This is a genomic window from Novosphingobium sp. PASSN1, from assembly GCF_002278815.1.
On record NZ_NKIS01000001.1, the window covers coordinates 88,795 to 113,690 of the forward strand.

The 24,896-nt window shown below is 65.5% G+C and carries 21 protein-coding genes and 1 tRNA gene; 9 read left to right on the forward strand and 13 right to left on the reverse strand.

Annotated features, from left to right (window positions below; all coding sequences use genetic code 11):
- Nucleotides 1–2: 2 nt before the first annotated feature.
- Nucleotides 3–1,721, forward strand: coding sequence for an amidohydrolase family protein (locus CFE35_RS00375; protein WP_292926793.1), 1,719 nt, complete (start codon nucleotides 3–5; stop codon nucleotides 1,719–1,721).
- Here CFE35_RS00375 and CFE35_RS00380 read toward each other — a convergent pair.
- On the reverse strand, nucleotides 1,718–2,506 hold the full coding sequence (locus tag CFE35_RS00380; protein WP_292926795.1) for an SDR family oxidoreductase: 789 nt from the start codon (nucleotides 2,504–2,506) through the stop codon (nucleotides 1,718–1,720). The genes CFE35_RS00375 and CFE35_RS00380 overlap by 4 nt on opposite strands.
- A gap of 122 nt (nucleotides 2,507–2,628) precedes the next feature.
- Between CFE35_RS00380 and CFE35_RS00385 the strand changes: the two genes are divergently transcribed.
- Nucleotides 2,629–3,948: an NADH:flavin oxidoreductase/NADH oxidase family protein gene (locus CFE35_RS00385; RefSeq protein WP_292926797.1), complete on the forward strand. Its 1,320-nt coding sequence runs from the start codon at nucleotides 2,629–2,631 to the stop codon at nucleotides 3,946–3,948.
- 3 nt (nucleotides 3,949–3,951) lie between these two features.
- Here CFE35_RS00385 and CFE35_RS00390 read toward each other — a convergent pair whose 3' ends face one another.
- From CFE35_RS00390 to CFE35_RS00415, 6 genes are all read right to left on the reverse strand, one after another.
- Nucleotides 3,952–4,866, reverse strand: coding sequence for a B12-binding domain-containing protein (locus CFE35_RS00390; protein ID WP_292926799.1), 915 nt, complete (start codon nucleotides 4,864–4,866; stop codon nucleotides 3,952–3,954).
- Between the two features lie 163 nt (nucleotides 4,867–5,029).
- Nucleotides 5,030–5,680 carry a TetR/AcrR family transcriptional regulator gene (locus tag CFE35_RS00395; RefSeq protein ID WP_292926801.1) on the reverse strand — a complete coding sequence of 217 codons (651 nt, stop codon included), beginning with the start codon at nucleotides 5,678–5,680 and terminating at the stop codon, nucleotides 5,030–5,032.
- A gap of 8 nt (nucleotides 5,681–5,688) precedes the next feature.
- A complete protein-coding gene (locus CFE35_RS00400) occupies nucleotides 5,689–7,335 on the reverse strand; it encodes a long-chain-fatty-acid--CoA ligase (protein ID WP_292926803.1) in 1,647 nt (548 codons plus the stop codon).
- Nucleotides 7,332–8,360, reverse strand: a complete 1,029-nt coding sequence (locus CFE35_RS00405; RefSeq protein WP_292926805.1) for a phosphotransferase family protein — start codon at nucleotides 8,358–8,360, stop codon at nucleotides 7,332–7,334. Before CFE35_RS00405 ends, CFE35_RS00400 begins: the two co-directional genes overlap by 4 nt.
- Nucleotides 8,348–9,091, reverse strand: coding sequence for an SDR family oxidoreductase (locus tag CFE35_RS00410; protein WP_292926807.1), 744 nt, complete (start codon nucleotides 9,089–9,091; stop codon nucleotides 8,348–8,350). The genes CFE35_RS00405 and CFE35_RS00410 overlap by 13 nt, the downstream gene beginning before the upstream one ends.
- A gap of 18 nt (nucleotides 9,092–9,109) precedes the next feature.
- Nucleotides 9,110–11,374, reverse strand: coding sequence for a TonB-dependent receptor (locus CFE35_RS00415; protein WP_292926809.1), 2,265 nt, complete (start codon nucleotides 11,372–11,374; stop codon nucleotides 9,110–9,112).
- Between the two features lie 343 nt (nucleotides 11,375–11,717).
- Between CFE35_RS00415 and CFE35_RS00420 the strand changes: the two genes are divergently transcribed.
- The 7 genes from CFE35_RS00420 to CFE35_RS00450 all read left to right on the forward strand — a co-directional run bounded on the left by CFE35_RS00420 (nucleotide 11,718) and on the right by CFE35_RS00450 (nucleotide 18,669).
- A complete protein-coding gene (locus CFE35_RS00420; protein WP_292926811.1) occupies nucleotides 11,718–12,473 on the forward strand; it encodes a glucose 1-dehydrogenase in 756 nt (251 codons plus the stop codon).
- 19 nt (nucleotides 12,474–12,492) lie between these two features.
- Entirely contained in the window at nucleotides 12,493–13,797 is a 1,305-nt protein-coding gene (locus CFE35_RS00425; RefSeq protein ID WP_292926813.1) for an acyl-CoA dehydrogenase family protein, read from the forward strand.
- Nucleotides 13,797–14,258 (forward strand): nuclear transport factor 2 family protein, encoded by a 462-nt coding sequence (locus CFE35_RS00430; protein WP_292926815.1) that lies wholly within the window; start codon nucleotides 13,797–13,799, stop codon nucleotides 14,256–14,258. Before CFE35_RS00425 ends, CFE35_RS00430 begins: the two co-directional genes overlap by 1 nt.
- 26 nt (nucleotides 14,259–14,284) lie before the next feature.
- Complete coding sequence (locus CFE35_RS00435; protein ID WP_292926817.1) at nucleotides 14,285–15,088, forward strand: alpha/beta fold hydrolase; 804 nt, start codon at nucleotides 14,285–14,287, stop codon at nucleotides 15,086–15,088.
- A gap of 21 nt (nucleotides 15,089–15,109) precedes the next feature.
- Nucleotides 15,110–16,222, forward strand: coding sequence for an NADH:flavin oxidoreductase (locus CFE35_RS00440; RefSeq protein ID WP_292926819.1), 1,113 nt, complete (start codon nucleotides 15,110–15,112; stop codon nucleotides 16,220–16,222).
- An 80-nt stretch (nucleotides 16,223–16,302) separates the two neighbouring features.
- Nucleotides 16,303–17,964, forward strand: a complete 1,662-nt coding sequence (locus tag CFE35_RS00445; protein WP_292926821.1) for an NAD(P)/FAD-dependent oxidoreductase — start codon at nucleotides 16,303–16,305, stop codon at nucleotides 17,962–17,964.
- Between the two features lie 81 nt (nucleotides 17,965–18,045).
- The gene (locus tag CFE35_RS00450) at nucleotides 18,046–18,669 is read left to right on the forward strand and encodes an MSMEG_1061 family FMN-dependent PPOX-type flavoprotein (protein ID WP_292926823.1); all 624 of its coding nucleotides are present in this window, start codon (nucleotides 18,046–18,048) and stop codon (nucleotides 18,667–18,669) included.
- A gap of 99 nt (nucleotides 18,670–18,768) precedes the next feature.
- Here the strand turns inward: CFE35_RS00450 and CFE35_RS00455 are convergent.
- The 6 genes from CFE35_RS00455 to CFE35_RS00480 all read right to left on the reverse strand — a co-directional run bounded on the left by CFE35_RS00455 (nucleotide 18,769) and on the right by CFE35_RS00480 (nucleotide 24,772).
- Nucleotides 18,769–18,844: transfer RNA gene (locus CFE35_RS00455), tRNA-Lys, on the reverse strand.
- Between the two features lie 89 nt (nucleotides 18,845–18,933).
- On the reverse strand, nucleotides 18,934–20,049 hold the full coding sequence (gene rodA, locus CFE35_RS00460; protein WP_292926825.1) for a rod shape-determining protein RodA: 1,116 nt from the start codon (nucleotides 20,047–20,049) through the stop codon (nucleotides 18,934–18,936).
- Nucleotides 20,050–20,051: 2 nt separating this feature from the next.
- Nucleotides 20,052–22,184 (reverse strand): penicillin-binding protein 2, encoded by a 2,133-nt coding sequence (gene mrdA, locus CFE35_RS00465; protein ID WP_292926827.1) that lies wholly within the window; start codon nucleotides 22,182–22,184, stop codon nucleotides 20,052–20,054.
- 5 nt (nucleotides 22,185–22,189) lie between these two features.
- Nucleotides 22,190–22,762 (reverse strand): rod shape-determining protein MreD, encoded by a 573-nt coding sequence (gene mreD, locus CFE35_RS00470; RefSeq protein WP_292926829.1) that lies wholly within the window; start codon nucleotides 22,760–22,762, stop codon nucleotides 22,190–22,192.
- Nucleotides 22,762–23,682: a rod shape-determining protein MreC gene (gene mreC, locus CFE35_RS00475; RefSeq protein ID WP_292926831.1), complete on the reverse strand. Its 921-nt coding sequence runs from the start codon at nucleotides 23,680–23,682 to the stop codon at nucleotides 22,762–22,764. The genes mreD and mreC overlap by 1 nt, the downstream gene beginning before the upstream one ends.
- A 43-nt stretch (nucleotides 23,683–23,725) precedes the next feature.
- Nucleotides 23,726–24,772 carry a rod shape-determining protein gene (locus CFE35_RS00480; RefSeq protein WP_292926833.1) on the reverse strand — a complete coding sequence of 349 codons (1,047 nt, stop codon included), beginning with the start codon at nucleotides 24,770–24,772 and terminating at the stop codon, nucleotides 23,726–23,728.
- Nucleotides 24,773–24,896: the final 124 nt, after the last annotated feature.

Below are 24,896 nucleotides of genomic sequence, written 5' to 3' on the forward strand. Positions count from 1 at the left end.
GCATGGCGGACTATGATCTGGTAATCCGGGGCGGCACCATCGCCGATGGCAGCGGCGGCGATCTGATCGAAGGCGATCTGGCCATCGCAGGCGGACGCATTGCTGCCATCGGGGCGTTCAGCGGGCGCGGCGCGGAGGAAATCGACGCGAAGGGCCGGATCGTCACCCCAGGCTTCATCGACGTTCACACGCATTACGATGGCCAGTGCATCTGGGCCGAGGAGCTTTCGCCGTCCTCCGCACACGGCGTGACGGCCGCGGTAATGGGCAATTGCGGCGTGGGCTTTGCGCCCTGCCGCAAGGCCGATCACGATATGCTGATCAACGTGATGGAAGGCGTGGAGGACATTCCCGGCGTGGTGATGACCGAGGGTCTTTCGTGGGACTGGGAAACCTTCCCCGAATACCTCGACAAGGTCGCCGCACAGAAGCGCGATATCGACGTGGCGGCTTATCTCCCGCACTCGCCCTTGCGCGTCTATGCGATGGGCGAGCGGGGCGCGGCGCGTGAGGCTGCCACGGAAGACGACCTTGCCTTGATGCGCCGCCTCACGGCCGAGGCGATGCGCGCCGGGGCCATCGGCTTTGCTACCTCGCGGCTATCGATCCACAAGACCGCAGATGGCGGCGCGATCCCCACCTTCGATGCCGATATTGCCGAGCTGGAAGCGATCACGCGCGGCATGGCCGATGCGGGCGCGGGCACGTTTCAGGTCGTGCTCGATGCCTTTGTCGGGTGGGACAAGGAATACCGCGTGATCGAGCGGGTGATCGCCGCCAGCGGCCGCCCGGCGACATTCACGCTCGCCTCGGGCAACGATACTGCGCCGCGCTGGCGCCGCGTGCTGGAAATGCTGGAGAAGACCAACGCAGCGGGCGGCGTGGCCCACGCGCAAGTCATGCCGCGCCCCATCGGCTTGATCGCTGGGCTGGAACTGACGGTGCATCCTTTCGTGCTCTGCCCGAGCTGGGCGAAAATCGCGCACCTGCCGATCCCCGAACAAGTTGCCGCGATGCGCGATCCCGCGCTGCGGGAGGCGCTGCTGAGCGAAGACTTCGCCCCCGGTCACCCGTTCAACGTGCTTGCGCGCAATTGGCGCTGGCTGTTCCCGCTCGACAATCCGCCGGACTATGCGCCGCCTGCACACCTCAGCATGGCGGGCCAGGCCGCGGCGCGTGGCTGCACGCCGCAGGAAGTGGCCTATGACCGCCTGCTCGAAACGGAAGGGCGCGGCCTGTTCCTCGCCGCGCTCGGCAACTACGAGAACGCCTCGCTCGCCAGCGCGCACGAAATGCTGCGCCATCCGTATTGCGTCCCCGGCCTTGGCGATGGAGGCGCGCATTATGGCGCGATCTGCGATGCGAGCTATTCGACCTACCTCCTCACCCAGTTCGTGAAGGGGGAGGGCCCGCTGAAGCTGGATCTCGCCGAAGCCGTACATATGCTCAGCCGCAAGGCCGCGCGCGCGGTTGGGCTCACCGATCGCGGCTTGCTCGCGGTGGGCGAACGGGCCGACCTCAACGTGATCGACCTCGATGGCTTGTCGCTCCACTTGCCCGAAGTGGTTCGCGATCTACCCGCAGGCGGACGCCGCCTGCATCAGCGCGCCACCGGTTATGAGGCGACGGTTGTGGCGGGCGAAGTGATCCGCCGGTTCGATCAATCGACCGGCGCGCGGCCCGGAAAGCTGATCCGGGGGGCGGGGTATCGGGTCAACTAGAAGATCGAAGTCCCCATGCCGCCGTCCACCACCAGCGATTGGCCGGTGAGGAAGCTGGCCTGCGCGCTGCACAGCATGGCGACGAGCGCGCCGAGATCCTCGGCATCGCCGAAGCGCCCGGCGGGAATGCGCACGGCTTTGACGAAGGCGGCCACTTCCTCGTCATAGGTGCGCCCGTTCGCGGCAGCGCGCGGGTTCATCATGTCTTCGATGCCGGGGGTGTGGTGCATCCCCGGCAGCACCGAGTTCACCGTGACGTTGTGGCGCGCCAGTTCCTTGGAAATCGCGTGGCAATAGTTGGCCAGCGCCGCGCGCGGCGGGCCTGAGAGGACGCGCATGGCGGCGGGATACTTCGCCGCGCCGGTGCTGATGTTGACAATCCGGCCCCAGCGCCGCGCCACCATCGGCGCGGAAACGGCCTTGATATAGTCGATCGGGCTCAGCAGCGCGGTCGCCACCGATTTCTCGAATTCCTCGCGCGAGACATCGCGGAAATCGCCGGTGAAGGGCGGCGGGGCGCATGTCGCCACGAAGATATCGGGATCGGGGCAGGCGGCGAGGATCGCGGCGCGGCCCTCGTCGCTGGCATGATCGGCGGCAATGGGATGGACTTTCGCGCCCGTCTCGGCAGCGATGGCGGCGCAAGCCTGCTCCAGCCGCTCGGCCCCGCGTGCGGAAATGAACACTTCAGCGCCTTCGCGCGCCAGCGCCAGCGCCGCCCCGCGCCCCATGCCCGCGCTGCCGCCGTTCACGAGCGCCTTGCGCCCGGCCAAGCCCAGATCCATCGCCCACTCCTCTTTCGCCTTCAGGCCGCTTTCGTTGCCGGTCGCAGTAAAGGCTTGCAACCGAAAGCTACGCCGGGCTTGATGCGGCTATTCATAATGAGAACATTCGGGGAGAGCCGCCAATGACCACAGAAACCGCCAGCCTGACGCCTGCCAACACGACAATCGCCGACAGCCTCGTGCTGCCTTGCGGCGCAGTGCTGCCCAATCGGCTGGCCAAGGCCGCGATGACCGAAGGCCTCGCCGATCCGCAAGGTCGCGCCACGCCCGAACTGGCGCGGCTCTATGGCCTGTGGGCCGATGGCGGCTCGGGCTTGCTGATCACCGGCAATGTCCAGATCGACCCGGACCATCTCGAACGGCCGGGCAATGTCATCATCGCAGGCCCGCAGGACGAGGCCGCGCTGGCGGGGCTGCGCGCGATGGCGAATGCCGGAACGCGCGCGGGCGGGCACATCTGGATGCAGATCAGCCATGCCGGCCGCCAGACGCAAGTGACGGTCAACCCGCATCCCAAGGCGCCTTCCGCCGTTGCCGTGGGCCTGCCCGGCAAGCAGTTCGGCCTGCCCGAAGCGCTGACCGAGCCGGAGATCATCGATCTGATCGAACGCTTCGGCGTGGCGGCGGAAGTGGCCAAGGCGACCGGCTATACCGGCGTGCAGATCCACGCCGCGCATGGCTATCTCCTCTCGCAGTTCCTCAGCCCCCGCGCGAACCTGCGCACCGACCAGTGGGGCGGCAGCCTTGAAAACCGGGCGCGCATGCTGCTGGCGGTGATCGCGCGGGTGCGCGCCGGGGTGGGGCCAGCGTTCCCCATCGGCGTGAAGCTCAATTCGGCGGACTTCCAGAAGGGCGGCTTCGCCTTTGAAGAAAGCGTGATCGTCGCGCGCTGGCTGCAGGATGCCGGAGTCGATCTGCTGGAGATTTCAGGCGGCTCCTATGAACAACCCGCGATGATGGACATTGCCGGGATGGAAGCGCCCGACCGGCCGGCGCAGCAAGCCTCGACCATCGCGCGCGAGGCCTATTTCGTGGATTTCGCCAAGACCATGCGCGCTTCGCTGACGATGCCGCTGATGGTCACCGGCGGATTTCGCAGCCGCCGCGCCATGAACACGGCGCTGGAGACGGGCGGGGCGGATGTGATCGGGCTTGGCCGCCCGCTCTGCGTCGATACCGCCGGTTCCGCCAAGCTGCTTGCGGGTGCGGACGAGTTGGATCGCTGGGAAAACAAGCTCAAGCTGCTGCCGCCGTGGCTCTCGTTCCTTGGCGGGCTGAAGATGCTGCGCGCGGTCGAAGGGTTTGCGGTGACCTATTGGTACTATGCGCAGATCGATGCGCTGGCGCGCACCGGCAAGGCCCGGATCGGCATTTCGCCGTTCTCCGCGCTGCTCACCATCCAGAAGGCCGGGAAGGCATGGCTCAAGGCGCGCAAGACCTGAAGGCTAGTGCGCCTGCTGGCGAGGGGAGTGCCCCGATTGCATCGCGCCCAGTTCGAACAGCTTTTGCGCCATCAGCACCGCAGCCGGTGCGTTGGTGGCGGTGGCGTCTGCGCCCACTGCACGCACCAAGCCCGGATCTTCGGAAAACGCCGGGCCGCCGACCATGATGCCGATGGCCGGATTGAGCGATTGGCGGCGGATGACTTTGATGACGTTGCTCAGCGCAGGAAGGTACTTATCCGATCCCGCCGTCAGGCTGGCGACCGCAAACCATTCCCGCCGGGCGGCGTGGCCCATCATGTCGGCTGATTGATCGAACACCGTCTGTACCGACCAGCCGGCCGCGCCAAGGAAGCGTTCGACCATCGAGGCGCCGAACGAGTGCTGATCGCCCGGCGCGGTGCCCAGCAGAACAGTGCGGCGCGAGAGCAGCGCGGGCGAGCCGTGGCTGTCATTGAAGAAGGCCAGCAGCTTCTGCAGCCGCGCCACGCCGAGGGTGACGTCGATGAAGTCGCATTCGTCACTGTCCCACAGCTCGCCCAGCCGCCGCGCTGCCGGTTCGAGCAGTTCGATGAACAGCGTGTCCATCGAAAGGCCGCGATCGCGCATCATCAGGACATAGGCGACGGACACTTCGAGGTCTGCGCCCAGAATGATATCGGCAAGCCCCGAGATGTCCGAGGCGGTCGGCATGAGGGCTTCCACCACATGCTCGATCTCGGGCGCTTGCGGCAGCACTTCGGTGTGCAGGCGAACGATCTGCGGGACAACTGTATCGGCGACTGCGCGTGCCACACGCGCCTGCCGTTCGGGCACATCATCGCGGCTATAGAGTTCCTGCGAGACGAAGTGCTTCTCGAGCGCTTCGAGACACGACTGGTCTATTGCCGGTATCGCAGCTTTGGTAGCCCGTGCCATGGTATCCCGCCCCTGACGCCTGCCGCGCCATTCTTATCATGGCGATACAACATCATATCCAAAGGCATCTGTCGACACCGGTTGTTGGGTCAATCGCTAGCACTTTCGCGCAGGTTGCCACGCATCTGCGCCGGGCGGGGCAGCCAGGGCCATGTGCCCGCAATCAGATTGCGGGCTGGCGCAACATCCGGATCGTGTTTTCGCGGTAATGCTGCATCAGGGTGTGCAGGTTGATCGCCGATGGATTGGCCAGCCACTGGTAGACCAGCCCGAAGATGAACGCGCTGAACTCAACGGCAAAGCTCTCGGGATCAACACCGACGCGCACTTCGCCGTCGGTGATCGCCTGCGCCAGCCAGCGGGCTGTATCCTTGCGATAGGCGATGTGATTGGCGGCAAGGCGGCGGCGCACCAGCGGATAGCTGCTGATCGATTCGAACCACAGGATATACATCGCCTGCATCTGCTTGGTGCGATTGAGCAGGAAGAACTCTACCGCATCCAGCGCGCCTTCGATGGCGGCGAGGCCGGTGTTCTTGCCAACGAAGCGGCGCAGTTCGGCGGCCCACTTTTCGTTGAAATCGCGCACCAGAAATCCGAACAGCGTTTCCTTCGAACCGAAGCGGTTGCTGGCAAGGCCGCGGCTATAGCCAGCGCGCTCGCCCACTTCCTTGAGCGTGGTGTTGTGCGTGCCAAGCTCGACGATGAGATGCATCGCCGCCTCGAACATGCGCGCATCCGAAAGCGCGGTGCGTTCGCCCTGCGTCAGCCTTGGGCGCTCGACCGGAAATTCGCCGGGAGGGGAGATATTCACATTCAATCCTAGTCTCCGGAGATGAACCCAGTTTCCACGATGACAGTCATCCCTCCGGTGTCGAACTGCTCCCTGAGTGTTCTCTTGTCGAACTTGCCGACAGTGGTCCTAGGGATGAAGTCCGCCCGTGCCCAATACTCGGGTATCATGAATCTGGCAAACTGCGCGCGTAGCCCGGCGCGCAAGTTGGCGGGGACAAGTTCGCTGCCGGGCTGCGGCACCACGACCGCCAGCGGGCGTTCCTCCCAGCGCGGATCGGGAATGGCGAAAACCGCCGCCTCGGCAACGCCCGGCAGCGCGGCGATGGCGTTTTCCAGATCGGCGGAGGAAATCCATTCGCCGCCGGACTTGATGAGGTCCTTGGCGCGGTCGGTCACCTCGACGAAGCCGAGCGCATCGATCCGGCCGACATCGCCGGTGCGCAGCCAGCCGTCGGCGGTCAGGCGGTTGTCTTCGGGCGCATGCCTGAGGTAGCCGCCCGTCACCCATGGCCCGCGCAATTGCAGGTGGCCCATCGCCTTGCCGTCTTCGGGCAGGGGGCGGTCTTCATCATCGACGATGCGCACGTGCATCCCCGGCACTGGCCGCCCGGCCTTCGCGCGCCACGGCGTTTCGCCTTCCGGCCCGGTTTCGCGCGGGGGGAAGGAGAGGACGCACATCGGGCTGGTTTCAGTCATGCCCCAGCCTTGCACGACATCCACGCCCCATGCGGCCTTGACCCGCTCGACCAGGCTGGCGGAGACGGCAGAGCCGCCCGAGACGATGGTGCGGAACGAGGCAAGATCGAGCGGCGCTGCGGCGTGGGCTTGCAGCAGATCGTTGAGGATCGTGGGCACGGCGGCCATCAACGTGGGCCGTTCCTGCGCGATCAGGCGGGCGAGGTGCTGGCTCTGCAGGTGAGGGCCGGGCAGGATCAGGTCGCTGCCCGCCAGCCAGCCCGAATAGGGCATGCCCCAGGCATTGGCGTGGAACATCGGCGGCACCATCAGGATCCGGTCGCGGTTCGAAATCGCGAAGGTATCCGCCGCCATCGAGGCGAGGCTGTGGAGATAGACCGAGCGGTGCGAATAGACCACGCCCTTGGGCAGGCCGGTGGTGCCCGAGGTGTAGCAGATGGCGGCGGCATCGGTTTCGACCAATGCGGGCCATGTGGTCATCGGTGCAGCGGCGGCGATGAAGTCTTCGTAGGCATGAACCGTGCCGCCGAAGCCTTCGATGCGCGCCGGTGCATCGCCCACGACGATGACATGGCTGAGCGCGGGGCATTCGCCGAGCACCGGGGCCACGGCTGGCAGCAGCACGGCATCGACAATCAGCGCCCGGTCGCCAGCGTGATCCATGATGTAGCGGATCTGATCGGCGGGCAGGCGCACGTTGAGCGTGTGCAGCACCGCGCCCATTGCGGGAACTGCAAGATAGGCTTCGAGATGCGCCGGGCTGTTCCAGCAATACGTCGCGACCGGCTCGCCCGTGGGCAGCCCAAGCGCGGCCAGTGCACCAGCGAGTTGGCGCGCGCGCGCAGCGGTTTCGCCAAAGCTGCGGGTGTGCGTCGCGGTGCCATCGAAGGATACGACACGGCTGGACCCGAACAGGCGCTCGCCGCGATCGAAGATCATCTGCGTGGACAGCGGATGATCCATCATCGTCGATTTCACCGGACTTTTCCTTTTTCGAGGATGTGCGCCGCCTCGCGCAAAAGCGCCGGAACATCGCGCTCAAGGCCGCGCGAATAGGGCGTATCGACTTTGCCCTGCGTCTGCAGCACCCAGGCACCTTCGACAATCGCGGCAAGGCGCCAGGCGGCGAACACGATGTAGTAATCGATGGCGGCGTGGCTGAATTCGGTGCGCTCGGACCAGCGTTCGGCCAGCGCGCGGGCGGGAAGGACGCCGGGGCGGTTGGTGAGGCCCTGCACGAAACCGAAGCCAAGCTCTGCCGCCGCATCGCGCTGCCAGAAGAACAGGCAGAGGCCCAGATCCACGAGCGGATCGCCGAGCGTTGCCATCTCCCAATCGAGAATGACCTTGAGCTCGGGCCGGTCGGGCGCGACAAGGCAGTTATCGAGGTGGAAATCGCAGTGGATCACGCTGGCGCGGCCAGGCGCAGGCTGGTTCGCCAGCAGCCATGCGCCGATTTCCTCCAGCAGCGGCAGATCGCGCACGCGGTCGCCTGCGCGCACCTTCCGCCAGCGTTCGATCTGGCGCTCCACGAAGCCTTCGGGCCGGGCGAAATCGGCGGGGAGCACGGTGCGCCAATCCGCAGCATGGACCTGCGCGAGGCCTTCCACCATGGTCAGGCCCAGCGCATTGACGGTCTCGTCCGTATCGGGCCACCCAGCCGGGAGGTGTTCCGTCAGCGCGATGCCTTCCACCCATTCGGTGACGGCAAAAGGCTGGCCGATGACTTCGGGATCACCGCACCACGCCACCGCCTTGGGCACCGGGGCGAGGCCCGCCAGCGCGGAAATCACACGGTACTCGCGCTCGATCCCGGCGGCGGCCTTGTCGGAAATCACTTCGACCGGGGGATGGCGCAGCACGAGGCGGCCTTCGGCTGTCTCAATCAGGCGCGTGACGTTGGAATTGCCGCCGGTCAGCACCGGGCCAAGGGCAATCCCCGTGCGTCCGGTTTCCTGTGCCAGCCATGCCTGCAGTCGCCTTTCGGCGTCTACAGGTTGCACATCAGGCCTCCGTCGGTGAAGATCACCGACCCGGTCATGTAGGTCGAACCGGCGACCGACCAGCAGACATCGGCCATTTCCTCGGCCGTGCCCATGCGCTTCAGGGGGATGCGATCGATGATGGCCTGTCGCGCCCGGTCGGAAATCGTCGCGGTCATTTCGGTATCGACGAAGCCGGGCACGACCATGTTGACCCGGATCTGCCGCCGCGCGAGCTCTACCGCGAGCACATGGGTTAGCCCGGTGAGTCCCGCTTTGGAAGCGCCATAGCAGCTGTCGCCCGGAAAGCCCCGGAAGCCGACGACCGCGCCGACATTCACCACGGCGCTACCTGCGGGCATCAGGCGGGCGAGCGCGCGGACCATGCGCATCGGGCCGGTCAGATTGGTGGCGAGCGTGGCCTCCCAGTCCTCGTCCGCAATCTTTTCGAGCCCGCCGCCGCGGTGGAGCCCGGCATTGTTGACGAGCACATCAAGCCCGCCCCAGCGCACTTCGATTTCGGCCGCGATGCGCGCCACGTCTTCAGGTTTGGTAACATCGGCGGGAATGCCGAAGACGTCAGGGCCCATCGCCGCCGCGATCCCGGTAATTCCGGGATCGCGGCCAACGATGCAGACCCTGTCGCCCCGGCTGGCGGCGAGCGCGGCGACCGCGCGGCCAATGCCGCGCGATGCCCCGGTCACCAACCAGCGGCGGACATCAGGCCCGGATCGGGCGGGAAGTTCCACCATTGTGCCGTCTGCCTGCGATCAGAACGTCTGGGTGACCGCAACGCCCCACTGGCGGGGCGGACGCGCCGCGCCATAGCTCCACACGTTCTGGACGTCGTAGCCGATGGTGTAGCCGTTCTCGTCGGCGAGGTTCTTGCCGAACACGCTGATCATCGTCTTGTTGATCTTGTAGCTGATCGAGGCATCGAGCAGGTACTGAGCGGCGTTGCGCAAGTTCGGGTTGTTGAGGAAGGTCAGCTCGTGCGCGCCGATCATGTGCAGTTCGGCATTGGCCATCAGCGTGCCGGGGCCAACCTCGTTTTCATACGAAGCGCGCGCATCCCAGGTCCAGCGCGGGGCGCGGCGGATGCGCAGGAACGTGGCATCCACGGGCTTGCCTGTGCTGTAGATGTCCCCGAAGAAGTCCTTGTACTGGCTATCGAGGAACCCGACGTTGCCGCCGATGGTGAACGTGGGGGTAATCCGCGCGGTCAGATCCAGCTCGAAGCCCTTGAGATCAGCCTTCGAGGCATTGATCGTGCGGTTTTCGCGACCTGTCGAAGTGCCGGGGGCCGGCACGTCGAGGTCCTGCTGCATGTCCTTGTACTTCATCAGGTAGACCGCGCCGTTGAGGCGGACCCGATTGTTCAGGAACTCGGTCTTGAAGCCCAGTTCGTAGTTGTCGAGCGTTTCGGGATTATACGGCGTGGTGGCAGCGCCGATCGTAGCCGGACGGCCGTTGAACCCGCCGCCGCGATAGCCGCGCGACCACAGCGCATACGTCATCACATCGGGCGTGAAGTTGTAGCTGAGGCTGACCTTGGGGGTGAACTTCGACCAGCTTGCCTCGATCGGGGTGGGCATCACGATGTTGACGCCAGCCTTCGGCGGGATGCTGGCAATCGGATTCTTCTCTTCCAGCGTGCCGTAGATGAAGATCGTCTTGTCATTGACCTGCGTGGTCTTGGCATCGTGCGTGTAGCGCCCGCCGACTGTCAGCTTGAGCTTGTCGGTGAACTTGTAGTCACCTTCGAAGTACCCGGCCCACGACTTGGTGGTCTGCGTCACGTCCTGCGCGCTGGTGAGCAGCGGCGGGCCGGCGAAGCCGATGTAGTTCTTGAGGTTGATGGTGTACTTCGAGAACCACTGGTAGCCGCCGAGCACGAACGTGAGCGGGCCGCCGCCGCCCTTCACGAGGCGCACTTCATTGGTCACCTGCCGCCAGCGGGCCGGACGGTCGGTGTGATAGAGCGTCTGCGGGGTGGAATCGAAGTCCTGGTTGATGGACTCGCTCGTCTTCAGATAGCCGAGGATATATTCGACATCGAGATCGCTGGAGAGCTCGTACTTGGCCTTGCCGATCGCCATGTCGAGCTGGAAGCGCGCGCTCTTGTCGACCGGCGCATTGCTGATGCTGACATAGCGGTCGCCCGTGATCGGCTCGGTCGGAACCGGCGAGCAATACTTGAAGGCGGCGCAGAACAAGTCGGTCGGCTTGGCCAGCGCGGAAAGCTGGGGCGGATCCTGCCGGGTCAGCTGGTGATCGTAGCTGAGGCTGATTTCGAGCTGGGGCGTCGGCGTCAGCAGCAGCTGGCCCCCGATGGCGCGGAAGTCTGACTTCTGGCCCGGCTGGTTGAAGGTCTTGTTGAAGATGTAGCCGTCGGTCGTGTTGTAGGCGCCCGAGACCTTGAGCGCGACATTCGGCGCCAGGCCGAAGCTGACGACGCCCTGGAAATCGAAGGTGTCGAAGCTGGAATAGGTGCCGCGCACCTTGCCGGTAAGGTCCTGCGTGGGCTTGGAGCGGGCAAGGTTGATCACGCCGCCCGTGGCGTTTCGGCCAAACAGCGTGCCTTGCGGGCCGCGCAGCACTTCCACGCGGTCGACGTCGATGGCTTTCAGCAGGCTGCCCGAGCTCTGGCCGAGGTACACATCATCGATCACCACGCCGACCGCGGGATCGACTGACTTCTCCACGTCGGCCACGCCGATGCCGCGGATGTAGATCGCGGCCACGCCGCCCGGACCCTGCTGGGTATCGTCGATCAGCACGTTGGGGGCGGAATTGGCAAAGTCGCGCACGTCCGAATCGAAGCGCTTGGCCAGATCAGTGACACCCAGCGCGCTGATCGAGGACGAAACGTTCTGGAGGTTTTCCGTGCGCTTGCGCGCCGTCACCACGATGGCCTCAAGGCCTTCGCTCGCTTCAGCCTGCTGCGGTGCCTGCTGTGCGTGAGCCTGACCTGCGATCAGACCCGCGGCTGAAATCGACGCCGCCAAAAGCGCGCGCATTGCCTTACCCGACATGCTCATCCCGTCTCTCCCATCTTGCCACGCTCTTCTGGCGTGGCCCCGTTATTCCCGGCTGTATCGTTCTGCCTGCCAGCGCGCGGGGCGGGGAAATCCCCATCCGGACGCGCAGAAGACTTCGTCGCCTGTCCCGATGTCTATCAAACTTGCTATACCCGAACAAGTTAAATTGCGCTGGCCGCGTCCCGATGGTCAGATTGTTACCTGTCATAACTCCAGAATATGGCGGAATTGCTGGGAAGAGAGTGGTGGCAAGTGAGCCTCCCTTTCAATATTTTGCTTGTCTGGAACTAGTAAGTGTGGTCCACAATGCCACTAGAGCGATAATGGGAGAGGTCCAGTGGGCGATCGGCTCAAGGGCAAAGTGGCGCTGATATCCGGCGGTGCGAGCGGGCTGGGTGAGGCTCAGGCGCTGCTCTATGCCCGCGAGGGCGCGATGGTGATGATCGGCGATCTGCAGGACGCACTCGGCGCGGCGGTTGGCGCGAAAATCGCCGCGGCAGGCGGCAAGGCAGCCTTCACCCGGCTCGACGTGACCGATCTGGCCAGTTGGCAGGCGGCCGTTGCGCTCACCGTCGAAACCTTCGGCAAGCTCACCACGCTGGTCAACAACGCCGGGATCTTTCACCCCGGCGGGGTCCAAGCCGAATCGCCCGAAGGCTGGGACCGCATGGTGGCGGTCAACCAGACCGGCGTTTTCTATGGCATGAAGGCAGGCGCGCCCGAGCTGATCAAGGCGGGCAAAGGCTCCGCCATCGTCAATATCTCCTCGCTCTATGGCCTGATCGGCAGCCCCGATGCGATCAGCTACCATGCCTCCAAGGCGGCGGTGCGCGTCATGGGCAAGGGCGCAGCGCTCGAGTTCGTGAAGCAGGGCGTGCGCGTGAACACGATTTTCCCCGGCCAGATCCGTACCCCGATCCTGGGCGATATCACGCCCGAACAGGATGCGGCGATCAAGGCCTCGATCCCGATGGGCGAGGTTGGCGAACCGATGGACATTGCCCATGCTTCGCTGTTCCTCGCTTCTGACGAGGCGCGCTATATCACGGGCGCGGAACTGTGGGTTGATGGGGGCTGGTATGCAGGTTGCTGAAAAGGTGAGCATTTAACCGATGGCGTGGGATTTTTCGACCGAACCCGAATTTGCTGAAAAGCTCGACTGGATGCGCGATTTCGTGAAGCGCGAGATCGAGCCGATGGACCTTGTGTTCCGGGGGCCGGGCGATCCGTTCGATCCGCGCTCGAAGGCGCGCCGGATCATGAAACCGCTGCAGCAAGTGGTGAAGGACAAGGGCCTGTGGGCCTGTCATCTGGGGCCGGAACTGGGCGGGCAGGGCTATGGCCAGCTCCACCTCGGCCTGATGAACGAGATCCTCGGTCGCAGCCGCTTTGCGCCCACCGTGTTCGGCACGCAGGCGCCCGATACCGGCAATGCCGAAATCCTCGCCCGCTTCGGCACCGAGGAGCAGAAGGCGCGCTATCTCCAGCCGCTGCTCGATGGCGATATCGTCTCGTGCTTCTCGATGACCGAGCCGCAGGCCGGTGCCGACCCCGGCGAGTTCCTCTGCCGCGCCATTGCGGACGGCGATGACTGGGTGATCGAGGGCGAAAAGTGGTTCGCCAGCCATGCCGACATGTCAGAGTTCCTGATCGTGATGTGCATCACCGATCCGGACGTGGCGGTGCATGCCGGCTCTTCCACGATTATCGTACCGCGCGATGCCCCTGGGCTGGAGATCGTGCGCAACACCGCTGTTGGCCCGAAGGACGAGATCGGCAGCGGGGTGCATGGCTACTTGCGCTTCAACAAGTGCCGTGTGCCGCTGGCCAACACGCTGGGCGCAGTGGGCGGCGGCTTCAACGTTGCGCAATCCCGCCTCGGCGGCGGGCGCATCCATCATGCCATGCGCACGGTGGGGATGCTGAACAAGGCGCTCGACATGATGTGCGAACGCGCCGTCTCCCGTGTCACCAAGGGCGAGCGTCTGGCCGACAAGCAGATGGTGCAGGAGCGCATCGCCGACAGCTACACCCAGATCACCCAGTTCCGCCTGCATGTGCTCTATGCCGCGTGGCTGCTCGATCAGGACAAGGGCTATACCCACCGCGTGCGGCGCGAGATTTCGGCGATCAAGGCGGCCATGCCCGGCGTGCTGCGCGATGTGGTCTACCGCGCGCTGCATATCCACGGCTCGCTCGGCATGTCGAACGAAACGCCGCTGATGGACATGTGGCAGTACGTGCCGGAAATGGGCATCGTCGACGGCCCGACCGAAGTGCACAAAGTTTCGGTCGCCAAGGACATCCTGCGCCGCGTCGATCCCGCGCCCGGCCAGTGGCCGACCTATTTCGTGCCCGATACGCGCGCGGCTGCCTTTGCGAAGTTCGCGCCCTATCTCGATGAGGAGGCTTCCTGATGGCCCAATCGCTCGAACAGCGCGTCGACATGCTGGAGACCCGGCTCGCGCTGCAGGATCTCACGTCCGACTATTGCCTCGGCTTCGACAAGCGCGACATGGGGCGGTTCCTCGCGATCTGGTGGAGCGATGCGGTTTGGGAAATCGGCCCGCCGTTCGGGGATTTCGTGGGGCATGAAGGCGTTGTCCATGCGGTAGAGGACATTCTCTGGCCCGCGTGGAGGGAATCGACCCACTACACGACGAACTTGCGCCTCACCTCCGTCAGCACCGATGCCCTTGAAGGCATCTGTGACGTGTATTGCATCGGCAACAGCATCGACGGGCAGGCGCAAACCGTGGCGGCGACGTACACCGACCGCTTTGAACGGCGCGATGGCGTGTGGAAGATCGCCCGCCGCAAGGTGACGATGCAGCATTTCAGCCCGCTGACGGGCATCACGCTGGCCGCACCGCAATAGCGGGCGGAGGACAAGGGAGAGAAACGATGGCGCGGTTCGATTGCGGCCAAGGTCGCTCGGTCTATTATGAACACCATCGCGGGGCCGGAGTGCCGGTCGTGCTCATCCACGGCTGGGCCATGTCGGGCCGCCTCTGGGCGGGCACGGTGGAAGTGCTGAAGGCGGCAGGCCACGCGGTGATCGTGGTCGACCACCGGGGCTGCGGCCAGTCCGACCGGGATTTCGATGACGTTTCGATTGCCGCGATCGCGGGCGACGTGGCCGGGATCGTGCGGGCCTGCGCCGACAAGCCCGCTGTGCTTAACGGTTGGTCACTGGGCGGCGCGGTGGCGGTGGAAGCTGCGGGCCTGCTGGGTGCAGCCTGCGCGGGCGTGGTGCTCACTTGCGGTGCGGCCCCGCGCTTCATCCGCTCCGATGATTTCCCCCATGGCGGTGAGCCGGGTTCGCTGGAGGCCACCAAGGCCGCGCTCGGCGGCGACCGCGCGGCCTTCTTCCGGGGCCTCGCCAGCGGCGTCTGCGCGCTTCCCGTCAGCCAGGATATGGTCGACTGGATGTGGGCCGCCTTCATCGACAGCGGCCCCGGCGTGATCGAATCGCTGATGGACCTTGGCCGCGTTGACCTGCGCGCGGCGCTGAAGGCGCTGCCGGTGCCGCTGCTGTCCATCGTCGGCGGCGCGGACGCGATCCTCGATCCCGGCGTGGGCAAGGCGGCGGCGGAAATGGCCCCCCACGGCACGCTCGCGCTGATCGAAGGCTGCGGGCACGCACCGTTCATCGAGGCGGCAGAGGCTTACAACGCCGCGCTGCATGATTTTCTGGCCAAGCTCTGAGCATAGGCAGGACTGCAAAACATGACGTCACTCGACCAGTTCTTCACCCCGTTTGATTGCAAGTCGCTGCACTTGTCGAACCGCTTCCTGATGGCCCCGATGTCGCGCTATTTCGCGCCGGGCGGCGTGCTCACGCAGGAGTCGGCAGACTATTACCGCCGCCGCATCGAAGGCGGGGTGGCCGCCGTCATCACCGAAGGCGTCGCGGTTGATCGCCCCGGTTCGGTCGCCGCCGATACGGTGCCTGCCTTTTATGGCGAGGAAGGCCTTGCCGCCTGGGCGCGCGCCACCGCCGATGTCCACCGCGCGGGCGGGGCGATGATCCCGCAGCTCTGGCATGTCGGCGGGTGCGAGGATTTCAACTTCCCGGATTCGCCGCATCCCCCGCTGGAAAGCCCCTCGGGCCTCGTCGGGCCGGATATTCCGGGCGGGCGCGTGATGACCACGGCCGATATCGATGAAGTGATTGCCTCGTTTGCGCGCGGCGCTCTCGAGGCCCAACGCATGGGCTGCGATGCCATCGAGATGCACGGCGCGCACGGCTACTTGTTCGACCAGTTCTTCTGGGCCGCCACCAACCAGCGTGATGACCGTTATGGCGGCGACGATATTGCCCAGCGTGGGCGCTTTGCCGCAGATTGCGTCGCGGCGGTGCGCGCGGCGGTTGGGCCGGATTTCACCATCATCTTCCGCATCTCGCAGTGGAAGACCTACCAGTATGACGCGAAGATCGCGAACAATCCGGCCGAACTGGAACGCTGGGTCGCGCCGCTTTCTGAGGCCGGGGTCGATATCTTCCACTGCTCCGAACGCCGCTTCTGGGAAGCCGCGTTCCCCGAGGAGGATGACCGCAATCTGGCCGGGTGGACCAAGCACATCACCGCCAAGCCCACGATCACGGTGGGTTCGGTCGGGCTGGACCGCGATCTGATGGAGGATTTCGTCGCGGGTGAATCCGTGCCCACGCTCAAGTCGATGGATGAACTCGAACGGCGTTTCGCGCGCGGCGATTTCGATCTCGTGGCCGTGGGCCGCGCGCTGCTGGCCGATCCGAACTGGCTGCAGAAGCTGCGCGCCGGGGCGGTCGATCAGATGGTGCCCTATTCGAAGGCTTGCATGGAAACACTCTACTGATCTTGCAGGAGAATCCAGCAAGGTACTGATTTTGAACCTATCGCGCGCCGCAAATGATGGCCGCAAGGAGAGGACGAGAGATGACCACCACCACCATGGCCCCGCAGGCAGGGGCGGCTTCCGCAACCACCAGCGGCGAAAAGCCCGATTTCGATGCCATCGGCATCGGCGCAGGCTTTGCAGGTATCGCGCTCATTCATTACTTGCGCGAAGCGGGCCTTTCGATCCGCGTGTTCGACCGCGCTTCGGATGTGGGCGGCACCTGGGCCTGGAACCGCTATCCGGGCGCTGCGACCGACAGCGAAAGCTATTACTACTGCCTGACTTTCTCGAAGGAGATCCTGCAGGAGTGGAAGTGGACCCAGCGCTACCCGAGCCGCGCCGAGACGCAGGCCTATATGCGCTTCGTTGTCGACAAGTGCGACATGATGCCGCACATCCAGCTCAACACCGAGATCACCGAAGCGCGCTATCTGGCCGACAAGGGCTGGTGGCAGATCACGACCGGGACGGGTGAGACCTTCACCTGCAAATACTTCGTCAGCGGCATGGGTATGATCTCGCAGCCGGAAATCCCCGCGATCAAGGGGCTGGACAGCTTCAAAGGCCCGATCTTCCATTCCTCGCGCTGGCCGGAAGGGCTGGACTATGCCGGCAAGCGTGTCGGCGTGATCGGTGCGGGCGCGACCACCGTGCAGATGCTGCCCGAACTCGCCAAGACCGCCGGCGATGTCACCGTGTTCCAGCGCACGCCGAACTACATCCTCCCCGCCATGCAGCGCCCGATGACGCCGGAGTGGGAGAAGGAGATCAAGGACAACTACGACGCGATCATCGCCAAGTGCCGCAACCACGTGTTCGGCATGGCGTTTGACAGCCCGGTGGGCCGCAACGTGCTCGATACCCCGCCCGAAGAGCGCCAGCGCATCTTCGAGGAAAATTGGACCGGCAGCTTCCGCTGGGTGTTCGAGACGTTCGACGACCTGCTCGCCAGCCCCGAAGCCAACAAACTGGCTGGCGATTTCATCACAAGCAAAATGAAGGCGCGGGTCAACGATCCCGCACTCGCCGCGCTGTTGTGCCCGACTTACGACGACTACCCGCTCTTCGCCAAGCGGCCGCCGCTCGATCACGGCTATCTCGAGGCGTTCAACCGTGACAACGTCCACCTCGTCGACATCAAGAAGGCCGAGCCGATCGTCGAGGTGACCGAGACCGGCGTGCGCACCACGGCGAAGGACTACGAGTTCGACATCATCGTGCTCGCCACTGGCTTCAAGGCTTATACGGGCTCGCTGGAGGCCTTCCCGATCATCGGTGCCAGCGGGCAGACGCTGAACGACAAGTGGCAGACCGTATCGGGCAGCATCATGGGCGTGGCCGTGGCGGACTTCCCCAACATGTTCGTGGTCACTGGCCCGCAGGCCCCGTTTGCCAACCTGCCGACCTCGATCGAGCAGAATGTCATCTGGATCACCGCCTGCATCCGCAAGATGGAGCACGAAGGCCACGCCACGTTCTGGCCCAAGGCCGAGGCGGAAGCGGCATGGACAAAGCAGACCGCCGACATCCATGCGCAGACGCTGATGGCGCAGGGCGACAAGGTCAATTCGTGGATGATGGGCGCGAACCGCGCGGACAAGGGCGCGCGCGTACTGATCTATTTCGGCGGCGCGAACTTCTATTACGATGCGCTCGATCAGTCGGCGGCCGCGGGCTTCCCGGAGCTTGAGTTCCGCTAGGGGCAGGGCCCAGCGTCGCAGCGAGTAATTGCGCACGACCTGCGGGCATGTGATGATCGCATCCGCGAGGAGGATCGCCACATGCCCAAGGCCCACCAGATCACCGATGAAGCCGCGCTCGAAGCCGTGCTGGGCGAACCGATGGAGTTCGTCCGCGCCAAGATCACCGAAAGCCTGTCAGGCTCGATGCGCGAGTTCATCGCGGCCTCGCCGCTGGCGTTTGTCGCCACGATCGATGCGCAAGGCCGCCCCGACATCTCGCCCAAGGGTGATCCTGCCGGTTTCGTCCGCATCGATGAGCAGGGCGAACTGTTGATCCCCGAGCGCCCCGGCAACCGCCTGACCTTCGGCTTTCGCAACATCCTGCGCAACGGCCAGATCGGGCTGATATTCATCGCCCCGCACCAGCGCGAAACGCTGCGGATCAAGGGGCTGGCCACGATCCACAACGACCCCGCAACGCTGGAAGCCATGCAAGTCGATGGCAAACCCGCGCTGGTCTACACCCGTGTGCGCCCCACCGAATGCCATTTCCACTGCGGCAAGGCGCTGATCCGCTCGCATCTCTGGCAGCCGGAGAAATGGACCGGCGATGCCAAGTCGATAGCCGCACGCGGCTATGCGCGGCAGAAACTGCTCGGCACGGAAGACGTGGCCCATACCGAACAAGTGCTGGATCAGGTCTATAAGGATGAACTGTACTGAAGCCGCTGGGGCGGAGTGCGCGTGATGGTGCGCGGCTGAAGGCACAGCCATAGCGCGCTGCCCGGACGGCAGAGCTATTGGCATTTGATTTTAAGGGGATGGTGGACGCACTTGGGCTCGAACCAAGGACCCGCTGATTAAGAGTCAGCTGCTCTACCAACTGAGCTATGCGTCCGCACCGGGGTGCTTCCGAGCCGTCACTGCCGACTGGGAGACGCCCCATTAGCGATTTTCAGAGCGCTGCCAAGCCCCAATTTTGTCTTTTTATGCGAAAGCGCCATGCGGCCGCCGTGACCAGCGGTCGACCGCCATCAGGGTGCCGATACACAGCATGTTGGTCAGCATCGAGGAACCGCCGTGGCTGACGAAGGGGAGGGGGATCCCCACCACCGGCGCCAGGCCCATGACCATCATCAGATTGATGCAGATGTAGAAAAAGATCGTCGTCACCATGCCCGCTGCCAGCAGCCGCGAGAAGCGGTCCGGGGCGCGCAGCGCCACGCCGATGCCCCAGCGCAGGATCAGCGCGAATACCGTGAGCACGAACAGGCCGCCGAGCATGCCCCATTCCTCGGCCATCGTGGCGAACACGAAATCGGTATGCGCCTCGGGCAGATAATCGAGATGGCTCTGCGATCCTTGGCCGAAGCCCTTGCCGAACAGGCCGCCCGAACCGATCGCGATCTTGGACTGGGTGATGTGGTAGCCCGATCCCAGCGGATCGCTTTCCGGATCAAGGAACACCAGCACGCGCTTGCGCTGATAATCATGCAGCAGCGTGAAGAACGCCAACGGTGCCGCCACCGAGACCGCAGCCGCGCCGCTGGTGAACAGCCACAAGGGCAGCCCGGCAAGGAACATGATGACCACGGCGCCGAAGCTGATGGCAAGGCCGGTGCCCAGATCGGGCTGGAGCATGACCAGCCCCGCAGGCAAGCCCAGCAGCATCACTGCCGGCACGATGGCGCGCCATGTCCGGATTTCGGATGGGGGCAGCACGCTGTAGAACCAGGCGAGGACCAGCACGATGCCCGGTTTCATGAGCTCCGAAGGCTGAAGCTGCATGAAACCCAGGTTGAGCCAGCGCTGGCTGCCCCCGCTCACGCGGCCTAGCAGTTCGACCAGCACGAGCAGCACGCACAGCACCGCATAGGATGGCAGCGCCGCATTCTTGTACCACGCCTGCGGGATGCGCGAGATGACCATGGCCATGGCGAGAAACACCGCAAAGCGCACGACGTGGAGTAGCGCCCACGGCATGAGATGCCCGCCCGCCGCTGAATAAAGCACCGCTCCGCCGAACAGGACGAGCGCGGTGAGCGGCAGGATCACGCCCCACGGCTGGCGGGCGATGAAGCCGGGAATATAGGCGCGCTGCATCGCTAGGCTCCCGGCGGCGCTGCGGCGGTGGCGGCCGGAGCGGGATTGGCTGGCGGCGCGGCGGCTGGGGCACCTGCGGGCGCTGCGCTCTCGGCAGGTGCGGGCGTCGCCTCGGGCTCGGGCGCGGGGGGCGCGGCGTCGGTCTGCGCGGCGGTCGGCTCGGGCGCGGGTTTGTTGTCTGCGGCAACCGCTTCGGCGGCCTGTGCTTCGTCAGGCGCTTCGGGGGCGCTTGCGCCGAACTGGGCGGCATAGGCGTTGTACTTGGCCGCCATGCGCTGCTGCACGTTGCCGCCCCACGTCTTTTCGTAGCCTGCGAGCACTTCCATCGCCTTGGCGCGGTCGAACAGGAAGGTCATCACGTCGCGCGCGATGGGGTAGGCCGCGCCCGATCCGCCGCCGTGCTCGATGGCGACAGCGCAGGCATAGCGCGGCTTGTCGAACGGGGCGAAGCAGATGAAATGGCCGTGGTCGCGGTGCTTCCACAGCCCGCCCTTGCCGTTGCCGATATTGAGGCCGACGACTTGCGCGGTGCCGGTCTTGCCCGCCATCTGCACGCCTTCCACCGGCAGGCGCGCTTTGCCGGCGGTGCCGCGCCCGTTGACGACTTCGTTCATGGCGGCGTGAATGAGATCAAGGTGATCCTGCCGGATGCCGAGCGAAGGCGTTTGCGGCGTCTTGCGGTCCATCAGCAGGCGCGGCGTAAGCTGGAGTCCGGAAGCCAGGCGCGAGGCCATGACGGCCTGCTGCAGCGGATTGACCAACATGTAGCCCTGGCCGATCGTGGCGTTCACCGTATCGTAGATCGCCCATTCCTTGCCATATTTGCGCTGTTTCCACGCAGGGTCCGGCACGGTGCCATAGGACTGGCCGGGGTAGGGCATCGGGAATTCCTGCCCAAGCCCGAGGCGGCGGGCCATTGCCGCGATCCGGTCCATCCCGATCTGCTGGGCAAAATGGTAGAAATAGACGTCACACGACTGGTAGATGCCCTTGGCCATGTTGGTCGCGCCGTGGCCGCGGTGGTTCCAGCAGTGGAACACGCGGTTGCCGACGCGCAGGCCCCCGCCGCAATTCACGCTGGCTTCGGGATCAAGCCCGGCTTCGAGGAACGAGAGCGCCACCATCGGCTTGACGGTGGAGCCGGGCGGATAGAGCCCGCGCAGCACCTTGTTGCGCAAGGGCACGTGGTCGTCCTCGGCCAGCATCTTCCATTCGATCCGGCCGATCCCGTCGGCAAAGCTGTTGGGATCGAAGCTGGGCATCGAGACCATCGCGAGGAGATCGCCGGTCGCACAGTCCATCACCACGACTGACCCGGATTCAAGGCCGATGCGGCGTGCGGCATAGTCCTGCAGCGCGGCATCGATGGTCAGCTGGATGGGCCTGCCCGGCACGTCTTCGCGCGTACCGAGATCGCGCACCACGCGGCCGCCTGCCGTCGCCTCCACCCGCCGCGCGCCTGGTGTGCCGCGCAGCCGCTCCTCGAAATGCTTTTCGAGGCCGTCCTTGCCGATCTTGAAGCCCGGCGTGATAAGGAGCGGGTTGCGTTCCTTCTCGTAGTCATCGGCAGAGGCCGGGCCGACATAGCCGACAAGGTGGCCCACCGCCGCGCCTGTGGGGTAGTAGCGCGAGAAGCCGCGCTGCGGGATCACGCCGGGCAGTTCGGGGAGCCGCACGCTGACGGCGGCAAACTTGTCCCAATCAAGGTTCGAGGCGACTTCGACCGGCTGGAACCCGCGCGCCTTCTCCAGCTTGTCCCTGATGTCGCTCACGCGGTCGGCGGTGAGGCCGAGGAGCTGCGACAGCGTGGCGAGCGTGGCATCGGTATCGACCAGCCGGTCCGGCACAAGATCGACGCGGAAATCGGCGCGATTGGCGGCCAGCGATGCGCCGGTGCGATCGATCACCCAGCCGCGCCGGGGCGGGATGAGGGTGAGGTTGACGCGGTTGCTTTCGGCCGCCGCGCGGTACTTGGCGTTTTCGGCCACGGCCAGCCACGTCAACCGCCCGGCCAGCAGCAGGCCGACGCCCGCCTGCGCCATGCCCAGCACGAAAGTGCGCCGCTCGAACGTGTTGGTCAGCTGCGCGCTCGTTACCGGCAGCGGCCTCTCTGGCTTGGACCAAGGCATCCGCATGGGCGTCAGACCGCCTTGAGGGGGAGCAGGCGGATGCGATCGAGCAGCGCGACGGCTCGGGTCAACAGCGGATAGAGCGCCAGCGAGACGAGGATCTGCGGGCCGATCACCAGCGGCAAGGGATACCCAGCGGCCAGCCCGGCAATACCCGCCGCAAGCGCCAGATAGGCGGTGACCAGCAGGCAGGCGACGGCCCAGTCTTGCGCGAAACTGCGCCACAACAGGCGGTTGTCGATCGCATCCATCGCCAGCATCGCCGCCGACCACAGCACGATGCCCGATCCGAAAGGCTGGCCGCTATAGAGATCATCGAACGCGCCCAGCGGCAGTCCGGCCCAGATCGGCAGCAGGCTGGGGCGCAGCATGCGCCAGGCCAGAAACACCATGAACGCCAGTGGCGGCGCCACCGGGGCGGAGGCGATCACGGGCGAGAACGCGGCGAGCGAGGCGAGCATGACCGTGGCCCACGGCAGCCCGGTGGCCAGCAGCGGTGATGGCGCGCGGTTGATGCGCTGGGGGACGAGTTCTTCGGGTCGCAGCGTGATCGCCGGCAGATCGGTCAGGCGGGGCAGGGGCATCAGGTGCCGTCTCCTGCGCCGCTTGCCTCAGGGGCGGGGCCTGCCGCTTGCTGGCTGGCGCCCAGCGCGGCGGCAGCGGCGGGCTGGAATACTGGCAGGACCACCACGAAATCGGCATCGGCGGGATCGCTGGCGAGGTGGCCGATGCCGCCATCGTGCAGCACATCGGTGACGACCGCGACAGGAATGCCCGGCGGATAGAGTCCGCCCGAGCCGGAGGTGACGAACACGTCCCCCTTCCTGAGCGGATTGGTCCCCATGTTGAGAAGGCGGATCGCGATGCGCCCATCGGATTTGCCTTCGACGAACGCGGGCAGGCCATCACGCGCGCGGCGCACCGGCACGACGTTTTCAGGATCGGTAACGAGCAGCACGCGCGCGGTGCCGGGCCCGGCTTCGATCACGCGGCCGATGAGCCCGGCCGCCGAGCGCACCGGCTGGCCTGCGCGCACGCCCTGCGCTGCGCCTGCCGAAAGCACCGCAAAACGCCGCGCACTGGCCGCCGTCGAGCCGATCAGCCGCGCTGCCGCAATCGGACGGGCTGCAGGGTCGACAATCCCGAGCAGCGCCTTCAGCCGCCGGTTCTCACCCTCCAGCGCCTGCATCGTCACGGCGTTGGCCCGCGCGGCGGCGACTTCGCGTGAGAGTTCGGCGTTTTGCCTGCCAGCCTGGAAATAGGCACCGATGGCGGCAATGATGCCCTGCCCGGCGGTGCGAGTTTCGGCCCCTGCCTCGCCTGCCGGACGCGCCAGCTCGCTCGCGGCCCCGCGCACCGACGAGAATGCGGAAGGGTTGACGATGCTCACGACGAGCAGCCCCGCGCCCACAAGGAACCCGGCCACGGCGATGACGTAGCCGGTGAAGATCCCGTATTGCGCCCTGCGCGAAAAGCCCGGGCGCCGGTCCGCAGGCCGCGCCATGCTACCCTTCCTTATACGATCCGCCGCATGCCACGTTGCGGCATCACGCCGTCATCAGCACGCCGCGATAGATCGGATCTTCCATCGCCCGGCCCGTGCCCAGCGCCACGCACGAAAGCGGGTCTTCCGCCACGCTGACGGGGAGGCCGGTTTCCTCGCGCAGATGCTCGTCGAGGCCCCGGATCAGCGCGCCGCCACCGGTCAGGACGATGCCCTGATCGACGATATCGGCGGCGAGTTCGGGCGCGGTGTTTTCCAGCGCGATGCGCACGCCTTCGACGATCGCACCGATCGGTTCCGAAAGCGCTTCGGCCACGTTGGCCTGCGTGATGGTGATTTCCTTGGGCACGCCGTTCACAAGGTCGCGGCCCTTGATGTGGATCGTCTCGCCAATGCCGTCAGCCGGCACGATAGCGATGCCGAAGTCCTTCTTGATGCGCTCTGCGGTCGATTCGCCGATCAGCAGGTTGTGATGGCGGCGCACGTAGGAAACGATGGCTTCGTCCATCTTGTCGCCGCCCACGCGTACCGACGTGGTATAGGCAAGGCCCCGCAAGCTGAGTACCGCCACTTCGGTGGTGCCGCCCCCGATGTCGACCACCATCGAGCCGACCGGCTCGGTCACGGGCATGTCTGCGCCAATGGCCGCGGCCATGGGTTCAAGGATGAGGAACACCTGGCTCGCGCCCGCGTTGCTGGCGGCATCGCGGATCGCACGGCGTTCCACCGAAGTGGAGCCCGAAGGCACGCAGATCACGATTTCGGGATAGCGCAGCAGGCTCTTCGAGCCGTTCACCTTGCGGATGAAATGCTTGATCATTTCTTCCGCGACTTCGATGTCGGCAATCACGCCGTCACGCAGCGGGCGGATCGCTTCGATGTTGTCGGGCGTCTTGCCCATCATCATCTTGGCATCGTCACCCACGGCCTTGACCCGCTTGATGCCGTTGATCGTCTCGATCGCCACCACGGAAGGTTCATTCAGCACGATGCCCCGGTCCTGCACGTAGACCAGCGTGTTGGCAGTGCCGAGGTCGATAGCAATGTTCTGGGAACCGAATTTGAAGAATCGGGAAAGCAGCGAGGCCATCAGGGAATCCGTTTAAAACTGCGGTTGTGGCCGTCGACGCTCGTGGCGCTTGAGGCCGAGGCGGGTCTGGCGAAGTGCGCGCATTAGCAGGGCCGCCGCACAAAACCCAATATTTTGTGCAGGG

Bases quoted from the DNA above. Each gene is read 5' to 3' on its own strand.
- CFE35_RS00435 (WP_292926817.1), top strand. From the start codon at position 14,285: ATGGCGCGGTTCGATTGCGGCCAAGGTCGCTCGGTCTATTATGAACAC.
- CFE35_RS00480 (WP_292926833.1), bottom strand. From the start codon at position 24,772: ATGGCCTCGCTGCTTTCCCGATTCTTCAAATTCGGTTCCCAGAACATT.
- CFE35_RS00390 (WP_292926799.1), bottom strand. From the start codon at position 4,866: ATGGCACGGGCTACCAAAGCTGCGATACCGGCAATAGACCAGTCGTGT.
- CFE35_RS00450 (WP_292926823.1), top strand. From the start codon at position 18,046: ATGCCCAAGGCCCACCAGATCACCGATGAAGCCGCGCTCGAAGCCGTG.
- CFE35_RS00430 (WP_292926815.1), top strand. From the start codon at position 13,797: ATGGCCCAATCGCTCGAACAGCGCGTCGACATGCTGGAGACCCGGCTC.
- CFE35_RS00415 (WP_292926809.1), bottom strand. From the start codon at position 11,374: ATGTCGGGTAAGGCAATGCGCGCGCTTTTGGCGGCGTCGATTTCAGCC.
- CFE35_RS00445 (WP_292926821.1), top strand. From the start codon at position 16,303: ATGACCACCACCACCATGGCCCCGCAGGCAGGGGCGGCTTCCGCAACC.
- mreC (WP_292926831.1), bottom strand. From the start codon at position 23,682: ATGGCGCGGCCTGCGGACCGGCGCCCGGGCTTTTCGCGCAGGGCGCAA.
- CFE35_RS00425 (WP_292926813.1), top strand. From the start codon at position 12,493: ATGGCGTGGGATTTTTCGACCGAACCCGAATTTGCTGAAAAGCTCGAC.
- mreD (WP_292926829.1), bottom strand. From the start codon at position 22,762: ATGCCCCTGCCCCGCCTGACCGATCTGCCGGCGATCACGCTGCGACCC.
- rodA (WP_292926825.1), bottom strand. From the start codon at position 20,049: ATGCAGCGCGCCTATATTCCCGGCTTCATCGCCCGCCAGCCGTGGGGC.
- CFE35_RS00410 (WP_292926807.1), bottom strand. From the start codon at position 9,091: ATGGTGGAACTTCCCGCCCGATCCGGGCCTGATGTCCGCCGCTGGTTG.
- CFE35_RS00385 (WP_292926797.1), top strand. From the start codon at position 2,629: ATGACCACAGAAACCGCCAGCCTGACGCCTGCCAACACGACAATCGCC.
- CFE35_RS00375 (WP_292926793.1), top strand. From the start codon at position 3: ATGGCGGACTATGATCTGGTAATCCGGGGCGGCACCATCGCCGATGGC.
- CFE35_RS00440 (WP_292926819.1), top strand. From the start codon at position 15,110: ATGACGTCACTCGACCAGTTCTTCACCCCGTTTGATTGCAAGTCGCTG.
- CFE35_RS00380 (WP_292926795.1), bottom strand. From the start codon at position 2,506: ATGGATCTGGGCTTGGCCGGGCGCAAGGCGCTCGTGAACGGCGGCAGC.
- mrdA (WP_292926827.1), bottom strand. From the start codon at position 22,184: ATGCGGATGCCTTGGTCCAAGCCAGAGAGGCCGCTGCCGGTAACGAGC.